A 21,253-nucleotide genomic window follows, 5' to 3' on the forward strand; every position below is an offset into this window, starting at 1 on the left:
TTCACGTGGAACATATTAATTATCTTCCCATAAATATAAGCAGAATGCTGATGTCTGATGGTGATACTCCGCTTATGCGGGAAGCATGGGCTATCGTTTCGGGACGTAATTTTTCAAATTTTTGACGGGCTTCGGTAGAGATGGACTTTAATTGTGAATAATCGAAATCTTTCGGGATTTTCAGATTTTCCAATCGTTTTAATTTGTCTGCATTGTCCTTTTCTTTTTGAATATATCCTCTGTATTTTAATTGGACTTCGGCTTGCTCAATCTCCTCTTCATCTAATTCGTTGTCGGCAATGAAATTTTTCACACGGTCAATTTTGGTCAGATCCTCCATTAAAATTTCGGGTCTTGTAACTACCGAAACCATCTTTACGCTTTGTGTAATGGGTGAGCCATTTCCGGCTTTGATGGCATCGTTTATTTCATCGGGAAGTATGGATTCTGTTTCAAAATAATGCACTAATCTTTTCGCTTTTTCGAACTTCTCCTCTACCCTTTTCAGACGCTCTTCAGACGCCAAACCGATTTCGTGTGACATAGCTGTGAGACGCTCATCGGCATTGTCCTGTCGAAGTAAAATTCGATATTCTGCTCGGGAAGTAAACATTCTGTATGGCTCTTCTGTACCTTTGGTAATCAAATCATCAATTAATACGCCGATGTAGGCTTCATTTCTTTTCAGAATGAAAGGCTCTTTTTCATTCAATTTTAAGTGTGCATTAATTCCTGCAATCAAACCCTGACTAGCCGCCTCTTCATAGCCTGTCGTACCATTAATCTGTCCGGCGAAATAAAGGTTTTCAACAAGTTTGGTTTCCAAAGTATGTTTCAATTGGGTGGGCGGAAAATAATCATATTCAATGGCATATCCGGGACGAAAAATTTTCGCCTTTTCAAAACCCGGAACAGAGCGCAATGCTTTGACCTGAACTTCATCTGGAAGCGAAGTAGAAAATCCGTTTACATAATATTCTATCGTTTTCCAGCCTTCCGGCTCGGCGAATATCTGATGTCTTTCCCGTTCTGCAAATCGGTTTATTTTATCTTCGATGGAAGGACAATATCTGGGGCCTGTGCTTTGAATGGCGCCATTAAACATGGGCGAACGATCAAAGCCTTCCCGTAATAAATCGTGTACTTCTGGATTTGTATAAGTAATCCAGCAACTGCGCTGATTTGTCAGTTTTGGAGTTTCTGTAAATGAGAATTTTTGAGGATTTTCGTCTCCTTGCTGTTCTTCCATTTTAGAAAAATCCAAAGTTCTGCCGTCCACGCGCGGAGGTGTTCCGGTTTTCATTCGCCCGGATTCGAAGCCTGTATTTACCAATTGTTCCGTAATTCCTGTCGCTGCTTTTTCGCCCATTCTTCCTCCTCCGAATTGTTTTTCACCAATGTGAATCAATCCATTTAAAAAGGTTCCGTTGGTAAGGATTACGGCTTTTGAACGTATGCTCATTCCCATTCCGGTTTGTACGCCTACGACTTTATTTCCTTCGATTAGAAGCCCTTTTACCATATCCTGAAAGAAATCTACATTTGGGTTTGCTTCGAGCGCAAGACGCCATTCTTCTGCAAATCTCATGCGGTCTGATTGAGCGCGCGGACTCCACATAGCCGGCCCTTTTGATAAGTTCAGCATTTTGAACTGAATCATGGTTTTATCGGTAATAATGCCTGACATCCCGCCGAGCGCATCAATTTCACGCACAATCTGTCCTTTTGCGATTCCACCCATTGCGGGGTTGCATGACATTTGGGCGATGGTTTGAAGGTTCATGGTTACCAATAGAGTTTTAGAACCCATATTGGCCGCTGCTGCAGCTGCTTCGGCACCCGCATGACCACCTCCAACCACAATTATATCGTATTCGTTTAAGTACATTTACTTCTAAATTTATTGAATTGTTCCACGTGGAACATTAATTTATTTCATCAAAAAATGAGAGGTATTTATCTTCTATATTTCGCATCTCTACTGCCTGTTCATCTGTTTTATCCTTATAATTCATAAAATGGAGAATTCCATGAATTATTACTCTTGCAAGTTCTTTTTCAAAACTAACATTATTCTCTATCGCATTTTCACGAATCCTGTCAATGCTGATGTAGATATCCCCTGACAAAGAATTACCCTCAGAGTATTGAAATCCGATTACATCTGTATAATAATCATGTTGTAAGTATTCGATGTTGATTTGAAGCAAATATTCATCATCACAGAAAATATAGTTGATTTCATCTGTTTGAAAACCCTCTTTTTCCACTGCAGATAAAATCCATTTTTTCCAAAGTTCTTCGTTAGGAATCAAAAAATCTGTTTCGTAAAAAAATGCAATCATTTTGCAAATTTAAAACCAAAATCCGAGAGAAACATTGAACAAGCCTGATTTTGTGTTGGGTGAGTAAGTCCACATACCTATGATAGGCCCCAAGGGACTGTCATATCCGTAACCTAAACCATATCCGACATATTTGTAATTCAGTAGATTTAATTCGTCAAAATTGTCTTCAACATTTGCGAAGTTCACAAAACCGGAGAGATAGTGATTTTTTAATATGCGAGCTTGTAATTTCGATCCCAAAACCATTAGATTGTCTCCCGAAACATATAGGAATGGAAGTCCGTAAAAGCGCGAATAGGTCATAAATTGCTGTTCAACATATCCGCCTAATCCAAATTTTTGCGAACGAGGCGGATAATTACTTAAATAGGTGCCAAATTCACCGAAACCTTTGATGGAAATCCAAGAATTTAAAGATTTGTTTCCTTCCAGATTTGTAGAAATCATAGAAGTTTCGTTAAACTCATCTGTATTTGAGCTGAACAAATACTTAAAAGTTCCATTAAACTTCAGCCCGTTTCTTGGAAAATTCGGATTGTCCAGATTGTCTGCTTTGAAATATCCGTAAGCACTCAGAAAATAGCTGTTTTCAATTCTTCTGTTGGGATCAGATGCCGGTAAGTTTTTGGTTTTTATGTCCAGATATTTGTGTTCAATTCCACCACCCAGCGCATATTTTTCAAATAATGTGGACTGAATATACGCTTGATTTACAAATTCATTGAATTTATATAAATATGAAACATCCTCTGCAGAATCTGAATAACTTCTGGGTCGCGCATCGGTATCAAATTGTTTAAAGCCGGAATAAATACCAAAACTTGGATAAAGCCCATTGTCAACATAATAATTGAATTCGTATCTGGGAAAATCCCCTAAAACCAAATCTGCAGAAAGCGTAGAATTGTCAAAAAGAAAATGTTTACTTGTAAAATTTACCAAAAGCCCTGTTTTGAATAAATCATCATAATGCAAACCAAATTTTACGGATTGTTTCGAGGCATTTTCTCTCAAAAAAATAGATAGTGTTTTGTGTCCTTTGTCATTTTCTTTGATTCGATAGTAAATTTTGTTGAAATTCCCGGATGAATAGAGCGATTTGATGCCTAAACGAATGTTTTCGTAACTCACCAGATGAGGTGGAGTAATTCCCAGTTTTCCTTTTATATACGAACGGTTATAGTTTTCCAATCCATTGATTTCCAAATCAGTAATCAGCACATATTCATTGCTTTCAATAGGTTTGTGACTAATTTTTTGATTTCCCTGTAAACGAGCAATTTCTTCCAGTTGTTCGTAAACTCCCTCTGCGGCAACAATTCCGGCGGTGATAATCTGGTCTTTCTGGTCAAAACTCGTCACTGAATATCCAACCAAATCAGGTCGAATGCTTAAATCCACTAATTCACTCTGTTGTTTTGATTTTTCTGAAATGTTATAAGAGATAATTTGTTCGATTACTTTGGTAGCGGAATTTAACTGTTCCTGATCCAGTAAACCTTCCTGTAAATCAATTCCGATTATATAATCAGCCCCCAGATCTATTACTTCCTGCACCGGATAATTATTCCTAACTCCACCGTCAATGTACATTTCACCGTTGATGTAAACCGGCTCCAAAAGCGTCGGATAAGCGCCACTTGCCGTCACAACCTGCGGTAAATAGCCCTCATGAAATACGACGGACTCACCATTGCTTAGTTTAGTGGCAACACAAACAAATGGAATCGGAAGTTCATTGAAATCATTGATGTCATGTACATGTCGAAACAAATAAGTCAGTTCGTCGGAAGTCCCCTGTCCGCTTGAAATAGCATTGGGAAAACCCAGTTTGAAATTATCAAAAGGAAGTTCAAGTATGTACTTCTCGCGATAGGATTTATCAAAAAAAGGAAGTTCTTTTCTTGATTTTTCATTCATAATCAAACTGTTCAGATCCAGCGAGTACATGATTTCTTCAAGTTCTTCAGCCGAATACCCCGAAGCATAAAGTCCGCCTATGATGGCGCCAATACTGGTTCCGCCTATATAATCAATTTTCACGCCTGCAGCTTCGATTACTTTTAGCGCGCCAATGTGGGCATAACCTTTCGCGCCACCACCGCTCAAAACCACACCGACTTTTGGGCGTTTGTCTTGGGCAGAAAGTTGGCAGAGAGAAAAGAGAAAAACAAAAATCAAAAATGAAATTTTTCGTTTCATAGACCGCAAATGTACAACAATGTCAATGATTTATATCTGTTAAAAACCTTGAAGGATTTTGCCTAAATGTTATATTTTTGAAAAAAATTAGCAATGAAAGTAGCAGTTGTGGGCGCAACCGGAATGGTTGGAAGTGTAATGTTAGAAGTATTGGAAGAAAGAAATTTTCCTTTGACCGAACTAATTCCTGTCGCATCAGAAAGATCGGTCGGTAAGAAAATTCATTTCAAAGAAAAGGAATACACCATCGTTTCCATGCAGGATGCCATCAATATGCAACCCGAAATCGCGCTTTTTTCTGCCGGTGGTGAAACTTCCAAACAATGGGCTCCGGAATTTGCAAAAGTCGGCACTACTGTGATAGATAATTCTTCTGCCTGGCGGATGGAACCCCATATTCCACTGATCGTTCCCGAAATCAATGCAAATTCTCTGACTTCTGAAAATAAAATTATTGCAAATCCAAATTGTTCCACGATTCAACTTGTGATGGTGTTGAATCCGTTGAACAAGAAATACGATATCAAACGTGTGGTTGTTTCTACTTATCAATCCGTTACAGGAACGGGAATGGAAGCCGTTGAACAATTAAATGGAGAAATTGCAGGAACCAATCCGAAGATGAAATATCCTTATCAGATTTTCAAAAATGCCTTGCCGCATTGTGATAGTTTCGATGAAATGGGTTACACAAAAGAAGAGCTGAAACTTACCCGTGAAACACAGAAAATTCTCAACGATAAAACAATTGCGTTGACCGCCACGGCAGTGCGTGTTCCTGTTCAGGGCGGACATTCGGAATCGGTCAATATTGAATTTCATAATCCTTTTGACGAGTCGGAAATCAGAAGAATCTTACATGAAACGCCCGGTGTGGTTTTGCAGGACAATCCCGAAACCAACACATATCCGATGCCTTTGTATGCTGAAGGAAAAGACGATGTTTTTGTGGGTAGAATCCGGAGGGATTTATCTCAGTCAAACTCATTGAATATGTGGATTGTAGCAGATAATTTAAGAAAAGGTGCTGCGACAAATACGATTCAGATTGCAGAATATCTGGTGGCAAATAATCTGATTAATACAAAAACTTTAGCCTGAGTTCATGCAAATTGAAAGCGCACAAAATCCCAAAATAAAAAACCTTCTGAAACTTCAGGAAAAATCACGCGAACGCAAAAAACAAGGACTTTTTGTGGTGGAAGGCGTTCAGGAAAATCGCATGGCGATGGAATCCGGATTTGTGCCGGAAGAATTTTTCATCTGTGAAAATATTTTCAATGAGGAATTGGAATTGTCCTGTTATAAAAAATATTTCGTTTCCCCTGCCCTTTTTGGGAAAATTGCTTACCGCGAAAGTACAGGCGGAATTTTGGGCATTTATAAAACTCTAAATAATTCTTTAGAAGAAATTAAATTAAAAGAGAACCCCCTGGTTGTGGTTTTGGAGGCAGTTGAAAAACCCGGAAATCTCGGTGCGGTTTTGCGGACTTGCGACGGCGCGGCCGTAGATTTGCTCGTGGTTTGCGATCCGCTTGTCGATTTTTTTAATCCGAATGTAATTCGCAGTAGCGTCGGAACGATTTTTACGAATCAAGTTGTTTCAGCCGAAAAACAAGAAGTACTGAATTGGCTAAAAAAAAATAAAATTCAGATTATTTCTACTTTTCTTAGAGAGGAAACTCAAAGTTTGTATGAAACAGATTTCAAAAAAAGTTCTGCAATCATTTTAGGAACCGAAGCTTTTGGTCTGACTGATTTTTGGGCAGATCATTCAGATTTTTTGATAAAAATTCCGATGAACGGAAAAGTGGATTCTTTAAATGTCAGCAACGCGGCGGCCGTCTGTATTTACGAAGCAGTACGACAAAGAAGCTGAATTTTGAAAAATTTAAAGTTTTCGACCTAAAAACGACCTTTATAAATTCAATTTCCCGAAAGATTTATTCAAAAACCTGATTCAGGACATTCAAAGATTTTGGGTGGCGGAAATCGGAAATATGAAGCTCAAAGTATCGGATTATCGTGGTTAAAAGCGATTTTCTTTGTTGTTGATTGAAATTATTTTCGTTTTCCTGAAAAAATTCCAGAGAGACAAGTTTTTCAAAATTTTGAAGTTCGGATTCTGAAATGTAAAATTCGGCAGGAATTTCTTCGGAAGAAACACCGTTAGTCAGATCGAAATATTTCTCGCCTGATTTCAGATGCGGATAAAACCCTAAGTATTTTGTAAGATTAATCAGAAACCACAAATGAAAATCGGCATAAGCTTTTTCTTTTTGGTCAAATTCGTTTAAAGAATTTTTCATAAAATGAAACAAAGCCGGATTGGATTCTTCTTCTCTTAGAACTGAATTGAGAATTTCTGTTAGAAAAAGTGCGATCGTCGTTTTGGCAGGCGACTGATAAATTGAAATGTAATGATGAATTTGCGAAACTTCTTTAAAATATAAAAGTTGGTGCGTGTTTTTATCGTCAAAAATGATTTCAATCTGGTTCAGCGGAATGAAGAGTGCATTTTTCTTGTTTTTCCCTGAATAAACCGATTTGGCGATGAAAGATTTCAATCCGGAAGATTCGGTATAAACTTTTATGATTTTTCCTGAATCTCCGTATTTGAGTGATGAAAGAACAATTCCCGGCGTTTTGACAATCATTTTATCTTACGATTGCGATTTTGGTTTGTTTATTTTCGGAACCATCTCGGTTGGTCATCAAAACCAGGTAAATTCCCGAAGCGACAGGTTTTCCTTTCATATTTTTGGTATCCCATTTGGCTACGCCACCCGAAGCTTTGGTTTTGAAAATCAGATTTCCCACCACGTCCACAATTCGTACATCGGCGTCATTTGGAAGGCCTTTTATAGTTACAAGGCCATTGAATCCCGGACGAACAGGGTTGGGATAAGAATAAACATCTCCAAAGGAATCACCAGCCGTCACGGCATCACTGCGGAAAGAAACCAAGCCTTTGTCGGTCGCAAAATAAACCACACCTGAAGCAAGTTCAACTTTAATTTTGTTCACACGATTAGAAGGCAAAGGAGAGTTTTCAGCGGTAAAATGATATACTGTTTCAGTTCCGTCTTCTGAAAAACAATACACACCACCAGAGTCAGTAGCTACCCACTTTTGATTGGCTCCGTCAACTTGTATATCATTTACAGCGACATCTGTCAAAACTGCTTCCGGGATGCCGTTTTGTTCGATAATGACAGGTTCTGCCTGAAATCCTTCTGATTGTATCGCCTGGATAGGGTTATACAAAACCCTCAGACCCAAAGTTGTCCCGATCCAAAGGCTTCCGTCCAAGTCAATTGCGGCTGTTAAAACCTCACTGGAAGGAAGATTTCCTGTATTTGGCTGCGAATTGATTGTATAAACTGTTTGCATATCGGTTACCTTTAATCCACTGGCTTGACGGGGTAATGGCATGAAAGCGAATCCCTGATAAACAAGAGGTTTGCGGGCGCCAGCTGTTTCGTTTGCCTGCAGGTCAATGGCATCCCAGCTTCCGGAAGCAGATTTTCTGATGGCGTAGCTTCTTCCGCCAACTTCAACATAAGACTGACTGATCCACAAATTTCCTTCTTCATCCATAAAACTGCCACCGATTCTTTCTCTGAACTTAATTCCGCTGTTTTCAGAATTATAATGCTCTACCATCTGACCATTTTTGAATTTAAACATTCCTATGTGAACATCTGCCTGAGACCAGGAAGGATGTTCAAACCAAGGGGAAACATAGATTTCGGTTGAGTCATTTGGGTTGATTTCTATATCTATAATATCTTTGGCTCCCAGCATTTCTTCAGAAGTGTTGTGAATCCATTGGGTGCCGTTGAAATGATAAAACCCGTCAGCATTTGACTGAGGTGTATTGTAATTGTTAACCCCGCCCGGCGCAATCCAGATTTGGTCCCCCAAGGCATTGACCGAATATGATTTATTGTTATAAGGTCCGTCCGGAACGATTTCACTTAATCCATTAATTAGTCCGAATAATGAAGAACCACCATAGGTTATGTTTCCGGCTTTTAATGCCGTATTTAAATTTTGAGTAAAAGAAACAGTTTCTATGATACCGAAACTTTCGTTATAATTTGTAACGCTGTTGGGCTGTGTAATGCTTAAAACATTTCCATTAACGCTCAGATCCCGTAATCCCGGGAAGTTCCCAAAAGAAGTCCAGTTGCTGCCGTCAAAACGATAAACATTTCCGTTTGTTGCCGCTACTAAATTATTCTGAAATACTACGATTTGTTGAAATGGCGTAGTAGGCATTCCCTCTGGTTGTTGCCAAGAAACAAAATTGGCAATAAATTCATCGAGTGTGTGGGTAAAAATCCCCTTGTCACTTGCTGCATAAATAACACCATCCAAAACCGCAGATTCCTTCACTCCGAAATAAACACCTGTTTGAGAAAAATAAGTGGTTTCCATAAATTCAAACTCTTCCAGACTGAAAGTCGCCAGCCCGAATTCGCCTGAAATAACGGCCGTATTCTGATATGGAAAAATATGATTCACAATTTTGCTTCCGGTATAGGACTGATGAAGTGGAATTTCCAATAAATTGTGATTTTCATCCGGACCGAGCATATCCATCTCCCCTCTTTCATATCCGACAAGCAAAAGCTCAAGTTCCGGGCTGTAGCTGAACGCAGATACGCCTACATCATTCAGATCATTGACCTTTGAAATTTTTTCAATTTCGCCCGAATTTGGATCATAAGAAAACAAACCATTTTCAGCACTGCAAAATATAAATCCGTTTATTTCCCAAATATGCCTGATGTTGTTATAGGAGAAATGATCTTCCCACCGCGTTGTGTTCTGGGCCAGACAAAAAAAGGCAGGGCAAATCAAAAAAATCCACCGAAACAAGATGGGAAAGTAAACCGGTTTTTGTTTGGCCATAACTGAAAAGTATTTTTGAAACGAACGATTTTCAAGCATATTTAGTATAAAAAACTTTAGAAGTTTTGTTTAACCATGTATTTGTCATAAAACGCTTTGATATGACCGACAGCCTCTTCAGGGGTATCTACAAGCCGATACAGTTCAAAGTCTTTCTCGCTTATATTTCCTGCTGTCAAAGCAGTTTCTTTTAACCAATCAATCAGACCAGACCAGTATTTCTTGCCGACCAGAACGATTGGAAAACGACCGGTTTTTTTGGTCTGAACCAGCGTAAGCGCTTCAAAAAGTTCGTCCAGGGTTCCGAGCCCGCCCGGAAGGACGATAAAACCTTGGGCATATTTTACAAACATCACTTTACGAGCAAAGAAATAATCGAAATTGATACTGAAATCGTGATCTACGAATTTGTTGAGTCCGGTTTCAAAAGGAAGCCTTATTCCTATTCCCACTGATTTTCCGCCGCCTCGCTGTGCGCCTCTATTTGCCGCTTCCATTATTCCCGGTCCTCCGCCGGTAATGACACCAAATCCAAGCTGCGTAAGCTGATAGGCAATTTCTTCAGCCATTTTATAATATTCGGAATCAACCTGTGTTCTTGCCGAACCAAAAAGCGATACACTCGGTCCTATTTTGGCCATGATTTCGTAGCCGTGAACAAATTCCGACATGATTTTAAACAGCGCCCAGGAATCGTTTGATTTAACTTCGTTCCAGGTTTTGGGAACCAATTTTTCCCTGATTCTGTCTCTTTCTTCTTTCTCGCTCATCTTTAATTTTTTTTATAATTTTATAGGAATCAAATCCTTGTATTTCTCTGAAAACAAAAATCCTTTCACAATCGAATCTACGCCTTCATCATGCTCAACCGGAATCATTCTTTCCCTGATTATCTGTGGTGTTTTTATCTGGTGATTCAATTCATAATATCCATAACCCAAACAAATTCCCTTTTCAATCCAGACAAATGAATTCTCACCTATTTTTCTTCCGTTTCCGGTCATCAGAAAACTCTTGTTGTCCAAATTAATTTTCTCCAGAAACGCATCCACCCGCTCATTATAAGACTCGATACTTTCCTCTCCCACACAGGCCCCATGACACTCTCCTATTTCATAACTGAAACAATTTTCATCACATTTTGAAATGCCGTTCAAAAGCGGACAAAGTTCAAATTCTTCTGTAACAAGCGATAATAAATTCTGTGCAAAGGGAAGGCTTGTCATCCGTAAAACGCCATTTCCTTTTGCCTCTCTGGATTTTTCAATATAAAGGGTTTTGTAGCCGTTTTTTTTGCCCAGATAAATCATGTAAGGGAAACTGATTTTCTTCGAACGTTCGTTAAAGGTAGGCTTTAAACGTTGGAGTTCATGATTTTCTTTGATCCAGGAGATGAGTTCGTTTCCGGTAATTTCATATTTTACGCTTTCCAGCGCCATTCGCACTCGGTTGCTCAGGGCATTTTTTCCGGTAAGAATTTTTCTGATACTTTGCGAAATATTATGCGAACGAGACAGGTAAACCACGTTTTTATTGGAGTCGAAAATGTAAAACATCCCGATTGCATTTGGTGCATCATTGTAGAATTCCGAAAACCGGCCCGATGAAGTTTTGGTTTCATTCGAAATTTCGTTTTTCGAAATATCTTTTAAGAAATCCTTGTCCAGCAAAAGTTTAAAAATTTCGAGTGTAGCCCGTGCATCACCCGATGCCCGATGCCTGTCTGCAACCGGAATCCCGAGCTCTTTACTTAGTTTTCCGAGCGAATAAGAAGTGGCTTCCGGAAAATATTTTTCGCAAAGCGGAACCGTATCAATGGTTTCACGGTAATACGTATAGCCGAATTTTCTAAATTCCTGTTTGAGCATCCGGTAGTCAAAATCCACGTTGTGTCCAACCAAGATGGCGCCGTCTGTTATTTCAATAATCCTTTTGGCTATTTCGTGAAATTTAGGTGCAGATTTTACCATTTTCGGTGTTATCTGCGTTAATTTCTGAACATACGCATCAATTTGGCGGTCAGGCGAAACCAATGAAATCAACTGATCCTCTATGTTTTTTCCGTCAAAACGGTAAATGGCAACCTCAATGATGTCCTCTTCTCCTTTTTTCCCGCCGGTTGCTTCAATGTCAAGTATTGCGTACATCTATCGCTTCTTAATTTTTCCAAAAAAACCTCTGATGATCTGGTTGCCGATGGTGCGGATGAAACTTTTGGTGGTTGAATCAGTCAGGATGGTTTCCAATGTGGATTTTTCCTTTTTGGGTCGCCCCGGCGATCTCTTGGGTTCAGGTGCATTTGCAACGGCTGCCTCCAGCTTTCTCGAAAGGATTTCAAATGCTGACTCTTTGTCCAGATCCTGTGAATATTTACTCACCAAATAGGATTCATTTACAATCATATCAATTTCCGACTCCGTCAGCACATCCATCCGTGAAAGCGGCGCGCGCATATAGCAGTGTGCCAGCGGTGTGGGAATTCCTTTTTCGTTCAGAGCGGTTATAAAAGCCTCCCCGATGCCCAGTTGGGTAATGACTTCGTCGGCTTTATAATAAGTGGAAATCGGATAATTTTCCACCGCTTTTTGGATCTGTTTCCGGTCTTTGGCCGTAAATCCGCGCAAAGCATGCTGAATTTTCAATCCCAATTGACTCAAAACAGCATCGGGAACATCTCCTGGAACCTGCGTACAAAAATAAAGTCCCACGCTTTTTGACCGAATCAGTTTGACCATGGTTTCAATCTGGTCGAGTAAAGCTTTACTGGCTTCGTTGAAAATCAGATGAGCTTCATCGATGAAAATTACCAGTTTTGGCTTTTCCATATCGCCGACTTCCGGCAATGTTTCATAGATTTCGGCCAATAAACTGAGCATAAAAGTGGAAAACAAACCGGGTTTGTTTTGAATATCCGTCAGTCTGATTACGCTCACAACACCTTTCCCGTCGCGGGTTTTCATCAGGTCGTTTACCTCAAAAGAAGGTTCGCCAAAAAATCGGGTTGCACCTTGTTGTTCCAGGGCTACAATCTTTCGTAGAATCGTTCCCAGTGAAGCCGGTGAAATTGTACCGTATCCGGCTGTAAGTTCTTTTTTTCCTTCACTGTTTTCACTTACATATTGCAAAACTTTCCGCATATCGGCAAGATCCACCAAAGGAAGTCCTTTGTCGTCACAATATTTAAAAATAATCGAAATAATGCTGGTTTGGGTATCGTTCAGTCCGAGTATTTTACTGAATAAAATCGGGCCGAATTCTGTCACGGTAGCCCTTAATCTTACGCCTTTTTCATCGCTCAGACTTAAAAGTTCAACCGGAGCGCCTGCCGGCGAATAATCCAACCCCAATAGTGACTGACGCTCCTGAATTCCTTTGTCATCAGCATTTCCCGGACGTGCGATTCCGCTCAGGTCACCTTTTATGTCCATCAGCAAACTCGGAACGCCTTTCAGGGAAAGTTGTTCGGCCAGAATCTGTAAAGATTTGGTTTTTCCCGTTCCCGTTGCGCCTGCAATCAGGCCGTGACGGTTCATGGTTTTCAGCGCAACGGAAATTTCGGCATCGGCCAAAACCTCGCCGTTTAGTTTGGCTTTTCCCAAAACGATTTTATCGCCTTTGTACTGGTAATTTTTCTGAATTTCCTGAATGAATTCTTCTCTGACAGACATAAAAAATGATGGTTAATGGTTGTGAATTAATTCCAAAAACTAATTTGTGGTAAATATACATAATCACAACGAAAATAATTTTATCGGCTTTTTTACTTCTGAAATCAGGGAAGTTTGAACTCTGTCACAACCGGATAATGGTCAGAAAGTTTGGCATCTCTCAGGACTTCGTAGCGCGTAGGCAGAAATTCATCGGAATGGAAAACATAATCCAGTCGCAAAGGATATTTGAAATCGTGGAAACTGGTACCGGAAGATTTGCCGAGTTTGGGATAAGGATCTTTTAACCAGTATGTAATTTGCTGGTATTCATACGAATTGGGAACTGCATTTAAGTCACCTGCTAGAATTACGGGATGTCTGGAACCCGTGATGTAAGGCATCAGTTGTTTAATCTGATTTTCATGCAAAAGAAATCCTTTGGTGAGTTTGTTTTTCAGGACGATTGAATTGGCTTCGGCGGCTTCCAGATCGTTTACGCTCTCTTTCACCAGTTTTTTATCGATCAGCATCGGTTCCAAATAAACATTGATGATGCGGATCGTGTCGGTTCCGGTATCAAGATCGGCATAAGCTGCTAATCCCACGGTTTTATTTTCACCCGAAAAGATTTTTTTGAATTCGATAATCGGGTATTTGCTAAATATCTGAATCAGCGAATGTTTTTCATGGTAATAATCCGCAAAAGCGGAATCTTTCAGGTTTTCAAAAGTTTCATTTCGCCAATACACTTCCTGTAGCAGCACCACATCGGCTTTTTCTTTATTGAAAAATTCCACAAATCCGGGTTTCCGTAAATATTGTCCGTTCAGCGTAATCAATTTGAAATCAGGTTCGGTTGAAACTTCTTTTCCGAAGAACTGATAAGTTTTGACCAATGGAAAATACAATCCAACCGACAGTAAAAGAAATAGAATCGCATAAGGCGCACGACGCCAGAAAAGAAAGATGATCACCACCAGATTGATCAGCACCAAAACGGGGTAAATAATCGGTAGAAATCCAAAATAAGGAAAAGTTGAGGGCGCAATATGAGGTGCGAGATAGATGCAGTACGACAACCCCAAAAACAAGAGATGTGATGAAAAGAAAACCGGATCCAGTCCGCGCAAACGCAATCCCCTACCCATTTTTACCTGCTTTGAAAAGAAAATCTTTTTCTTCTTTGGTTAAACTTTCATATCCCGAACGAGAAATTTTGTCCAGAATTTTATCAATTTTCTTCTGTTTTTCGACTTTTTGCGAATTAAATTCATAATCATCACGCGGCGTAGCAGGTCGTGAAGTTTTGGATTTTTTCTTTTGGGGAAAGAAAACCGGACGAACGATTCCGCCGAGGAAGTCATTTCCTTTTTCAAATTGTTTCATGTACAAGAACCCGAAAGCAGCACCGCCCAAATGTGAAATATGTCCGCCTACATTTTCGCCGGAGAGAATCATCAGTACATCAAAGGCCAGTAATCCATAGCCGATGTAATCCAGCGGAATGTTGAAATTGAAAAACATCAGCTGGACTTTGGTTTTGGGAATATAAGCGACCAGTGCGAAGAATATCGCGTAAACGGCTGCCGACGCACCGACTAAACCTTGTCCGTAATCAAAAACATATGAGAAACCCATAAAAAACAGTGAGCCCGAAACCGATCCGAAAATGAAAAAAGTCAGAAAATCTTCTTTTCTGAAATAGCGCAGAAACAATTGCCCGATGAAATAAATCATCAGACAGTTCAGCGCCAGATGCAGCACACCGCCGTGGAAAAAAGTATAAGTCAGAATGCCCCAAGGCTGTGAAAAAAATTGTTCAAAACTGGGTTTGGCGTCAAAATAATGATGAATTTTCCAAACGCTGTTTCGGAAAAAGAAGAGGTCAATCAATATGGAAAACACAAAAACGCCGACACAGATAAAAATCAGTTTGACGTTGATGTTTCCGTTTTTATAATTTGTTTTTAATTGTTGAATTAAATCCTTCATATTACCATTCTCTGTTCAGTTTTTTCTTCCACGAACGTACAAGAATAAAGCCAATTATCGCTCCTCCGATGTGTGCAAAATGCGCAATGGGATTCCAGGCATAATCCTGAACGGCCATAAAAAACTCAAGCCCAATCAAAGCCGGAATAAAATACTTGGCTTTCACCGGAATCGGCAGGAAAATCAAAGCCAGTTTGGCGTTGGGATATAAAACCCCAAAAGCCACCAAAATCCCGTAAATCGCACCGGAAGCGCCCACCATAGGCGTTACATAATATCTTAATAGTTCTTCGGCTTGTTTAGGCGCGCCTTCCCCGAAGGTGGTGTACATTCCCGGCTGAATTGATTTTTTTGCATTAATTATTTCATTTAGGTTGAAATTCATCCCTTCCACAACCGGTTTTAATTGTTCGATTTGAATGTAATTTGTGAAATTAAACAAGATAAAAGAGCCAAGTCCGGCAGCGAAATATAGAATCAGAAATTTTTTAGAACCCAAAGTATGCTCAACAGTTGATCCAAACATCCACAGCGCAAACATATTGAACAAAATATGGGAAATGTTTGGAAAAGGCGCATGCATAAACATATGTGTAATGATTTGCCATGGTTGGAAATTGACCGATTCCGGATAAAAAGCACCCAAAATACTTCCTAAATCAATTCCTCTCGTAGCAAAAACAATCGTAGCCAAAAAGAACAATCCATTGATAATCAACAGGTTTTTCGTGACAGCCGGTATGGGTTGATTGAACATATTTTAATTTAATTTTTTAGTGATTTCATTTTCCGGAATCTGTACAAAAACCGGTTTTCCGTAAGGAGAAAAATTGGGTTCGTCGAGTTGCAACAATTGCTGTGCCAAATGTCGGGCTTGTTCCGGTAACAAAACTTCTCCTTTTTTGATGGCTGAATTTTTAGCGATAATCTTGGAAATTTCCACTTTGAAATCCACTTTATCGTGCCATTCCAAATCATGTAAAAAATCTGAAAATATCCCCGGGATTTCTTCCGAATCCACATCGGTAGGCAAAGCATTCACCAAAATCCTGTCCTTCACAAATTCTACATCAAATCCAAAATTGACCAAATCCATTTCAATGGTTTTCAGCATCGAAATTTCCGATTCATTCGAAGGAATTTCTATGGGGAATAAAAGCCGTTGGCTCAGCGCATTTTCACGGGCAGAACGACTCAGATTTTGAAACAAAACGGTTTGGTGCGCCCGGTTTTGATCGATGATCAGAAGTTCGCCTTTGTGTTGGGTAATCAAATATTTATTCATCCACTGAAGCACCTGAAATTCTCCGATTTCGAACTCTTCTTGACTTAAAAGCGCTTCGGGATGTTTGTTTTCAATTTCAAATTCCGAAAAGGATTGGTAGAAATCCTGAACCGGTCGGATATCCTTTTGAGTCGGATTGGTTTCAAAAGGATTATAACTTCGATCCACGCGGATTTCCGGCGCTCTGACCGGTTGGTTTTGTGGTTTACTCGGAATAAATGCCCAGTCCGGATTTTGATCGAAATCCAGCGAAGGCATGATGTTGAATTGTCCCAAAGCATGTTTCACGGCCGAACGCAAAACGGCGTAAATGCTGTATTCGTCTTCAAATTTGATTTCAGTTTTGGTCGGATGGATATTGATGTCGATTTTGGTTGGATCGATTTCCAAATTCAAAAAATAAGAAGGCACATATTGATTGGGCAATAGATTTTCAAACGCATCGATAATCGCTTTGTGAAGGTAATTGCTCTTTATAAATCTTTGATTGACAAAGAAATACTGTTCGCCTCTTTGTTTTTTTGCACTTTCGGGTTTGCCGACAAATCCGCTGATTTTGACCACATCGGTTTCTTCGGCAATCGGCACGAGCTGCGCATCCATTTTCCGTCCGAAAATCTGAACAATCCGCTGGCGTAAATTCCCTGATTTCAGAATATAAACTTCGGAATCGTTATGATAAAATCGGAAGTTAATCTGTTCGTGCGCCATAGCCACGCGCAAAAATTCTTCTTGAATATGTCTTAATTCAACTTGATTGGATTTCAGGAAGTTACGTCTTGCGGGTACATTGAAAAACAGATTTTTAACCGAAATCGAAGTTCCTCTTGGCGTTGCTGCGGGAATCTGATCCCGAACGGTTCCGCCTTCAATGACCAAACGGTTTCCTAATTCTTCCTCTTCCTTTCTGGAAACCGCATCTACCTGCGCTACTGCAGCGATGGAAGCCAGGGCTTCGCCTCTGAAACCTTTGGTTTGAATGTGAAAAATATCTTCGGTTGTACGGATTTTGGAAGTGGCATGTCGCTCAAAAGCCAGCCGTAAATCGGTAACGCTCATGCCCAAACCATTGTCCACGACTTGAACGTGCGTTCGTCCGGCATCTTTTACAATTAAATCAATTTCTGTTGCCCCTGCATCTACTGCATTTTCAATCAATTCTTTTACCACCGAAGCCGGTCGCTGCACTACTTCACCGGCAGCAATCTGATTGGCCACATGATCGGGCAAAAGCTGAATTACATCTCCTGTCGAAACCATAGCTTACAAAGGTAGAATAAGAACTAAAAAGTAAAAAACAGAATGCAGAAAGATTTAGAAATCTAAAGTTTTTTGCGGAAATCCGCCATCACAACGGCCGTTACCCCGGCTTCGGTTCCTTTGTTTCCGTGTTTTCCGCCGGAACGTTCAATGGATTGCTGTTCGTTATCATCGGTCAATACACAGAAAATTACAGGTGTATCGTACTGAATGTTGAGGTCTTTGATGCCTTGTGTGACGCCTTGACAAACGTAATCAAAATGAGCTGTTTCGCCACGGATTACGCTTCCTATGACGATAATGGCGTCGTAATTACCTTTTTTGCACAATTGACTTGCGCCGAAAATCAGTTCAAAACTTCCCGGAACTTCAAAGGACTGAATGTTTTCTTCCTTTGCTCCAAGGTCCATTAAAGTTTCAATTGCACCTTTTTGAAGATTATACGTGATATGATCGTTCCATTGTGAAACAACAATGCCGAAACGATATGCTTCGGCATTGGGCAATTTTGTTTTATCGTAAACCGACAGATTTTTATTTTCCGTTGCCACCTGTCGCGTATTTAAGTCGTTCAATGAATTTTTCCACTTCGCCGTTTCCTGCATGCGGATATTTATCGGCAAGAGTTTGGAAATATTTAAGCGCATCGGCATTTTGACCCAGCTGAATAGCCAGTTTGCCTGCTTTTGTATAATACATCGTCTGAATTATTTCGATATCGGTTCCTTCCGCTGCTTTTACGTAGTAAGGAAGTGCTTCTTTTTCTTTTTTGGACTCTACCAAAGCATTCCCGATCATTCCGTTTTTCTGAGCCGTTAAAATTTCGTCGTCTGATTTGAATTTTTCAAGCATCGAAACAGAAGAAGCATAATCGCCTAACTGATAATAAGCGATACCTGCTTTGTAACGGGCGATGTTTCCACCTTTTGTTCCGCCGTAATTTTCCACGATTTGTTCGTAACCCAAGAAACTTCCCGGACTTCCTTTCAGTGCAAGAACTACAGAATCCTGCTGGAAATACTGGTCGGCTTGAACCATTTCGGCAAAAGCTTTTTCAGATTTAGGTTCCAAAACGGTTTTCAGGTAAACGAAATATCCAATGGCTACAAGCGCCAAAACGCCCAGCACACCTACGATGATTTTTGAATGTTTTTCAAAGAAATTTTCCGCTTTGTACGCGGTTTCGTTCAAGCTGTCAAGAACTTTTTCCGTTGTATATTCTTGTTTTTTTCTTGCTTTCGCCATGGTTGTTTGAATTTCAAGTGTGCAAAAATAGGCTTTTTTACAAATTCCCCCAAAAATACCGTGTAAAAATAAAAAACCCTCAATTGTTTTCTAACAAATTGAGGGTTAAATATTTCTGTTTAAATTAAATCAGAAGAAATATCCAACTGAAAGATTCAGCATATTGGATCTGTTTTCTGTCTGGAATTCGCCTGTTCCGGCGATGTTATATTTCGTAATATTTTTTCCCAAACCGAATTCGTAACGCAAATCGATGTTCAGATTTTTGATGTTTACTCCGGTTCCGATCTGCCAGCCAAGACCAATTTCGTCTCTTTCATCCGCATCCGGAAAATTAATTCCGTCCGAATCAATTGTATCTTCAAAATTCAGTGAAAACACAGGTCCGGTCTGAACTTGCACCAATCCCATTGCAAAAGTTGTCCCTACATTTACGGGAATGTCCAGTCTACTTTTTTTCACGTCAACATCATACCCTTCTTCTTTGTATTCGTTCTTAAATGCGGTATAAAGCAATTCGGGCTGAACGTACAATCCGCCAGCTTTGATTCGTACCATTGCTCCCCCCTGAAAACCTACAGAGCCTTTTCCTTTCTCGTCGATCACTCCATTTAGCGCGGTAATGGCTCCTTTGTCGGCATTAAAAACAAGACCGGCTTTCAGTCCGAAGTTGATGTTTTGCGCATAAGCGTTCAGCGCAAACATGAAAAATCCTAATAACAATAATTTTTTAGTCACATTCATTTTAGTTGATTTTATGTTTTTGAATAATTTACTTTTTGTTTGAATTTGCTTTTTCATCCAACAAAACTTCACGTAGTTTGGTAAAGAGCTTTGAAGAATAAACGAAATCGATGACCGCTTCATTGTCTGCTGTCAAAATTTCATTTTTATCACCCGACCATTCCAGATATCCGTCCTTCAGGAAAACGATTGTTTCGCCGATTTCCATTACGGAATTCATATCGTGGGTATTGATGATGGTTGTGGTGTTATATTCGACCGTTAATTCGTGCAAAAGCTGGTCAATTACCATGGAAGTTTTGGGGTCGAGTCCTGAATTGGGTTCGTCGGCAAAAAGGTATTTGGGTTTGTTGACGATAGCGCGTGCGATGGCAACTCTTTTCTGCATTCCACCCGAAATTTCAGAAGGAAATTTAGAAAAAGATTCTTTGGTCAAATTCACTCTTTCCAAAACTTCTTCCGAACGCATATTCATCTCTTTCATAGACAAATCGGAGAACATTTCCAGCGGAAATCGTACGTTTTCCAAAACCGTCATCGAGTCAAACAAAGCACTTCCCTGAAAAACTGTCCCGATTTCGCCTCTTAATTTTTGGCGTTCTTCGTAACTGAATTTGGTGGTATCTCTTCCATCAAATAAAATTTCTCCCGAAGTCGGGGTGATTAATCCGGTCATTGATTTCAGAAAAACCGTTTTACCCGAACCCGATTGACCAATTATAAGATTGGTTTTCCCGGTTTCAAAAACCGTGGAAATTCCTTTGAGCACTTCAATGTCTTCAAACTGCTTTTTTAAATTCTTTACTTCAATCATCAGCTCAAAATCGTTTGGGTTAACACTAAATTCAGGATAATCAAAATCACCGAAGTCCAAACCACCGCAGATGTACTGGATCTTCCCACTTCAAGCGAACCGCCTTTTACGTGGTAGCCGTAATAAGCAGGAACTGTTGCAATCACAAAAGCAAAACAAACGGTTTTAACGAAAGTATAGACAAATAAACGTGTGGCCATAGGGATTTGAAGACCAATGATGTAGTCGGATTTTGACCACATTTGAGTAACTTCTCCGATGAGATATCCGCCCACCAGCCCCATCGCTATACTGATCATAATCAAAATCGGATTGAACAAAACCGAGGCGATGATTTTGGGCATTACCAAAAAGGAAGGTGAGTTGATCCCCATTACGTCCAAAGCATCGATTTGCTCGGTAACACGCATAGTCCCAATGCTCGAAGCGATGTATGAACCCACTTTCCCGGCTAAAATCAAAGAAATAATCGTCGGAGAAAATTCAAGAATCAAAACTACTTTGGTGGCATAGGAAATATAATAATCCGGAACCGGGATATCGGCTCCCTGAAAGTTCTGAGCCATTTGAATCGCCGTTACAGCACCCATAAACAGAGAAATGAAAGCAACAAGACCTACGGAGCTCATTCCTAAATCATAAATCTCTCTCATAATGAGCTTTCGGAACACTTTTGCTCCTTGTGGCTTTTTAAAAACTTTTTTCAGGAACAAAAAATAGGCTCCTATATACCCCAGTAGTTTTAACATACGGTGCAAAATTATGACTTTTTTTGTCATCCAAGTTTTTTTAA

Annotated in this window: 19 protein-coding genes; 2 read left to right on the plus strand and 17 right to left on the minus strand. The window is 39.9% G+C overall.

Features of this window, described 5'->3' with window-relative positions; all coding sequences use genetic code 11:
* Positions 1–19: 19 nt before the first annotated feature.
* The 3 genes from mnmG to WBF63_RS08080 are packed head-to-tail and all read right to left on the minus strand — an operon-like array spanning position 20 to position 4,550.
* Complete coding sequence (mnmG, locus tag WBF63_RS08070; RefSeq protein ID WP_424369200.1) at positions 20–1,888, minus strand: tRNA uridine-5-carboxymethylaminomethyl(34) synthesis enzyme MnmG; 1,869 nt, start codon at positions 1,886–1,888, stop codon at positions 20–22.
* A 37-nt stretch (positions 1,889–1,925) separates the two neighbouring features.
* Entirely contained in the window at positions 1,926–2,345 is a 420-nt protein-coding gene (gene ybeY / locus WBF63_RS08075) for an rRNA maturation RNase YbeY (protein ID WP_424369201.1), read from the minus strand.
* 9 nt (positions 2,346–2,354) lie between these two features.
* Entirely contained in the window at positions 2,355–4,550 is a 2,196-nt protein-coding gene (locus WBF63_RS08080; RefSeq protein ID WP_424369202.1) for a patatin-like phospholipase family protein, read from the minus strand.
* A gap of 93 nt (positions 4,551–4,643) precedes the next feature.
* Here WBF63_RS08080 and WBF63_RS08085 point away from each other — a divergent pair, with 93 nt between their 5' ends.
* The gene (locus WBF63_RS08085) at positions 4,644–5,651 is read left to right on the plus strand and encodes an aspartate-semialdehyde dehydrogenase (protein WP_424369203.1); all 1,008 of its coding nucleotides are present in this window, start codon (positions 4,644–4,646) and stop codon (positions 5,649–5,651) included.
* Between the two features lie 4 nt (positions 5,652–5,655).
* Entirely contained in the window at positions 5,656–6,429 is a 774-nt protein-coding gene (locus WBF63_RS08090; protein ID WP_424369204.1) for a TrmH family RNA methyltransferase, read from the plus strand.
* A 64-nt stretch (positions 6,430–6,493) separates the two neighbouring features.
* Here the strand turns inward: WBF63_RS08090 and recO are convergent, their stop codons facing one another.
* From recO to WBF63_RS08160, 14 genes are all read right to left on the minus strand, one after another.
* Positions 6,494–7,207: a DNA repair protein RecO gene (gene recO / locus WBF63_RS08095; RefSeq protein WP_424369205.1), complete on the minus strand. Its 714-nt coding sequence runs from the start codon at positions 7,205–7,207 to the stop codon at positions 6,494–6,496.
* Between the two features lies 1 nt (position 7,208).
* Complete coding sequence (locus WBF63_RS08100; RefSeq protein WP_424369206.1) at positions 7,209–9,470, minus strand: T9SS type A sorting domain-containing protein; 2,262 nt, start codon at positions 9,468–9,470, stop codon at positions 7,209–7,211.
* Positions 9,471–9,526: 56 nt separating this feature from the next.
* Positions 9,527–10,240 (minus strand): TIGR00730 family Rossman fold protein, encoded by a 714-nt coding sequence (locus tag WBF63_RS08105; protein ID WP_424369207.1) that lies wholly within the window; start codon positions 10,238–10,240, stop codon positions 9,527–9,529.
* A 12-nt stretch (positions 10,241–10,252) separates the two neighbouring features.
* Entirely contained in the window at positions 10,253–11,617 is a 1,365-nt protein-coding gene (locus tag WBF63_RS08110) for an exonuclease domain-containing protein (protein WP_424369208.1), read from the minus strand.
* On the minus strand, positions 11,618–13,138 hold the full coding sequence (locus WBF63_RS08115) for a helicase HerA-like domain-containing protein (protein WP_424369209.1): 1,521 nt from the start codon (positions 13,136–13,138) through the stop codon (positions 11,618–11,620). It lies immediately after the preceding gene.
* A 104-nt stretch (positions 13,139–13,242) separates the two neighbouring features.
* The gene (locus tag WBF63_RS08120; RefSeq protein WP_424369210.1) at positions 13,243–14,268 is read right to left on the minus strand and encodes an endonuclease/exonuclease/phosphatase family protein; all 1,026 of its coding nucleotides are present in this window, start codon (positions 14,266–14,268) and stop codon (positions 13,243–13,245) included.
* Positions 14,261–15,112 (minus strand): rhomboid family intramembrane serine protease, encoded by an 852-nt coding sequence (locus WBF63_RS08125; protein ID WP_424369211.1) that lies wholly within the window; start codon positions 15,110–15,112, stop codon positions 14,261–14,263. The genes WBF63_RS08120 and WBF63_RS08125 overlap by 8 nt, the downstream gene beginning before the upstream one ends.
* A gap of 1 nt (position 15,113) precedes the next feature.
* The gene (locus WBF63_RS08130; RefSeq protein ID WP_424369212.1) at positions 15,114–15,869 is read right to left on the minus strand and encodes a rhomboid family intramembrane serine protease; all 756 of its coding nucleotides are present in this window, start codon (positions 15,867–15,869) and stop codon (positions 15,114–15,116) included.
* A 3-nt stretch (positions 15,870–15,872) separates the two neighbouring features.
* Positions 15,873–17,657, minus strand: coding sequence for a DNA mismatch repair endonuclease MutL (gene mutL, locus WBF63_RS08135; protein ID WP_424369213.1), 1,785 nt, complete (start codon positions 17,655–17,657; stop codon positions 15,873–15,875).
* 62 nt (positions 17,658–17,719) lie between these two features.
* Positions 17,720–18,208: a 6,7-dimethyl-8-ribityllumazine synthase gene (gene ribH, locus WBF63_RS08140; RefSeq protein WP_424369214.1), complete on the minus strand. Its 489-nt coding sequence runs from the start codon at positions 18,206–18,208 to the stop codon at positions 17,720–17,722.
* Positions 18,192–18,902 carry a tetratricopeptide repeat protein gene (locus WBF63_RS08145; protein WP_424369215.1) on the minus strand — a complete coding sequence of 237 codons (711 nt, stop codon included), beginning with the start codon at positions 18,900–18,902 and terminating at the stop codon, positions 18,192–18,194. The genes ribH and WBF63_RS08145 overlap by 17 nt, the downstream gene beginning before the upstream one ends.
* A 129-nt stretch (positions 18,903–19,031) precedes the next feature.
* Positions 19,032–19,646 (minus strand): outer membrane beta-barrel protein, encoded by a 615-nt coding sequence (locus WBF63_RS08150; RefSeq protein WP_424369216.1) that lies wholly within the window; start codon positions 19,644–19,646, stop codon positions 19,032–19,034.
* 28 nt (positions 19,647–19,674) lie between these two features.
* Positions 19,675–20,460 (minus strand): ABC transporter ATP-binding protein, encoded by a 786-nt coding sequence (locus WBF63_RS08155; RefSeq protein WP_424369217.1) that lies wholly within the window; start codon positions 20,458–20,460, stop codon positions 19,675–19,677.
* A complete protein-coding gene (locus tag WBF63_RS08160) occupies positions 20,460–21,209 on the minus strand; it encodes an MlaE family ABC transporter permease (RefSeq protein WP_424369662.1) in 750 nt (249 codons plus the stop codon). The genes WBF63_RS08155 and WBF63_RS08160 overlap by 1 nt, the downstream gene beginning before the upstream one ends.
* Positions 21,210–21,253 lie beyond the last annotated feature (44 nt).

It is taken from the genome of Moheibacter sp., assembly GCF_049672845.1.
GTDB lineage: Bacteria > Bacteroidota > Bacteroidia > Flavobacteriales > Weeksellaceae > Moheibacter.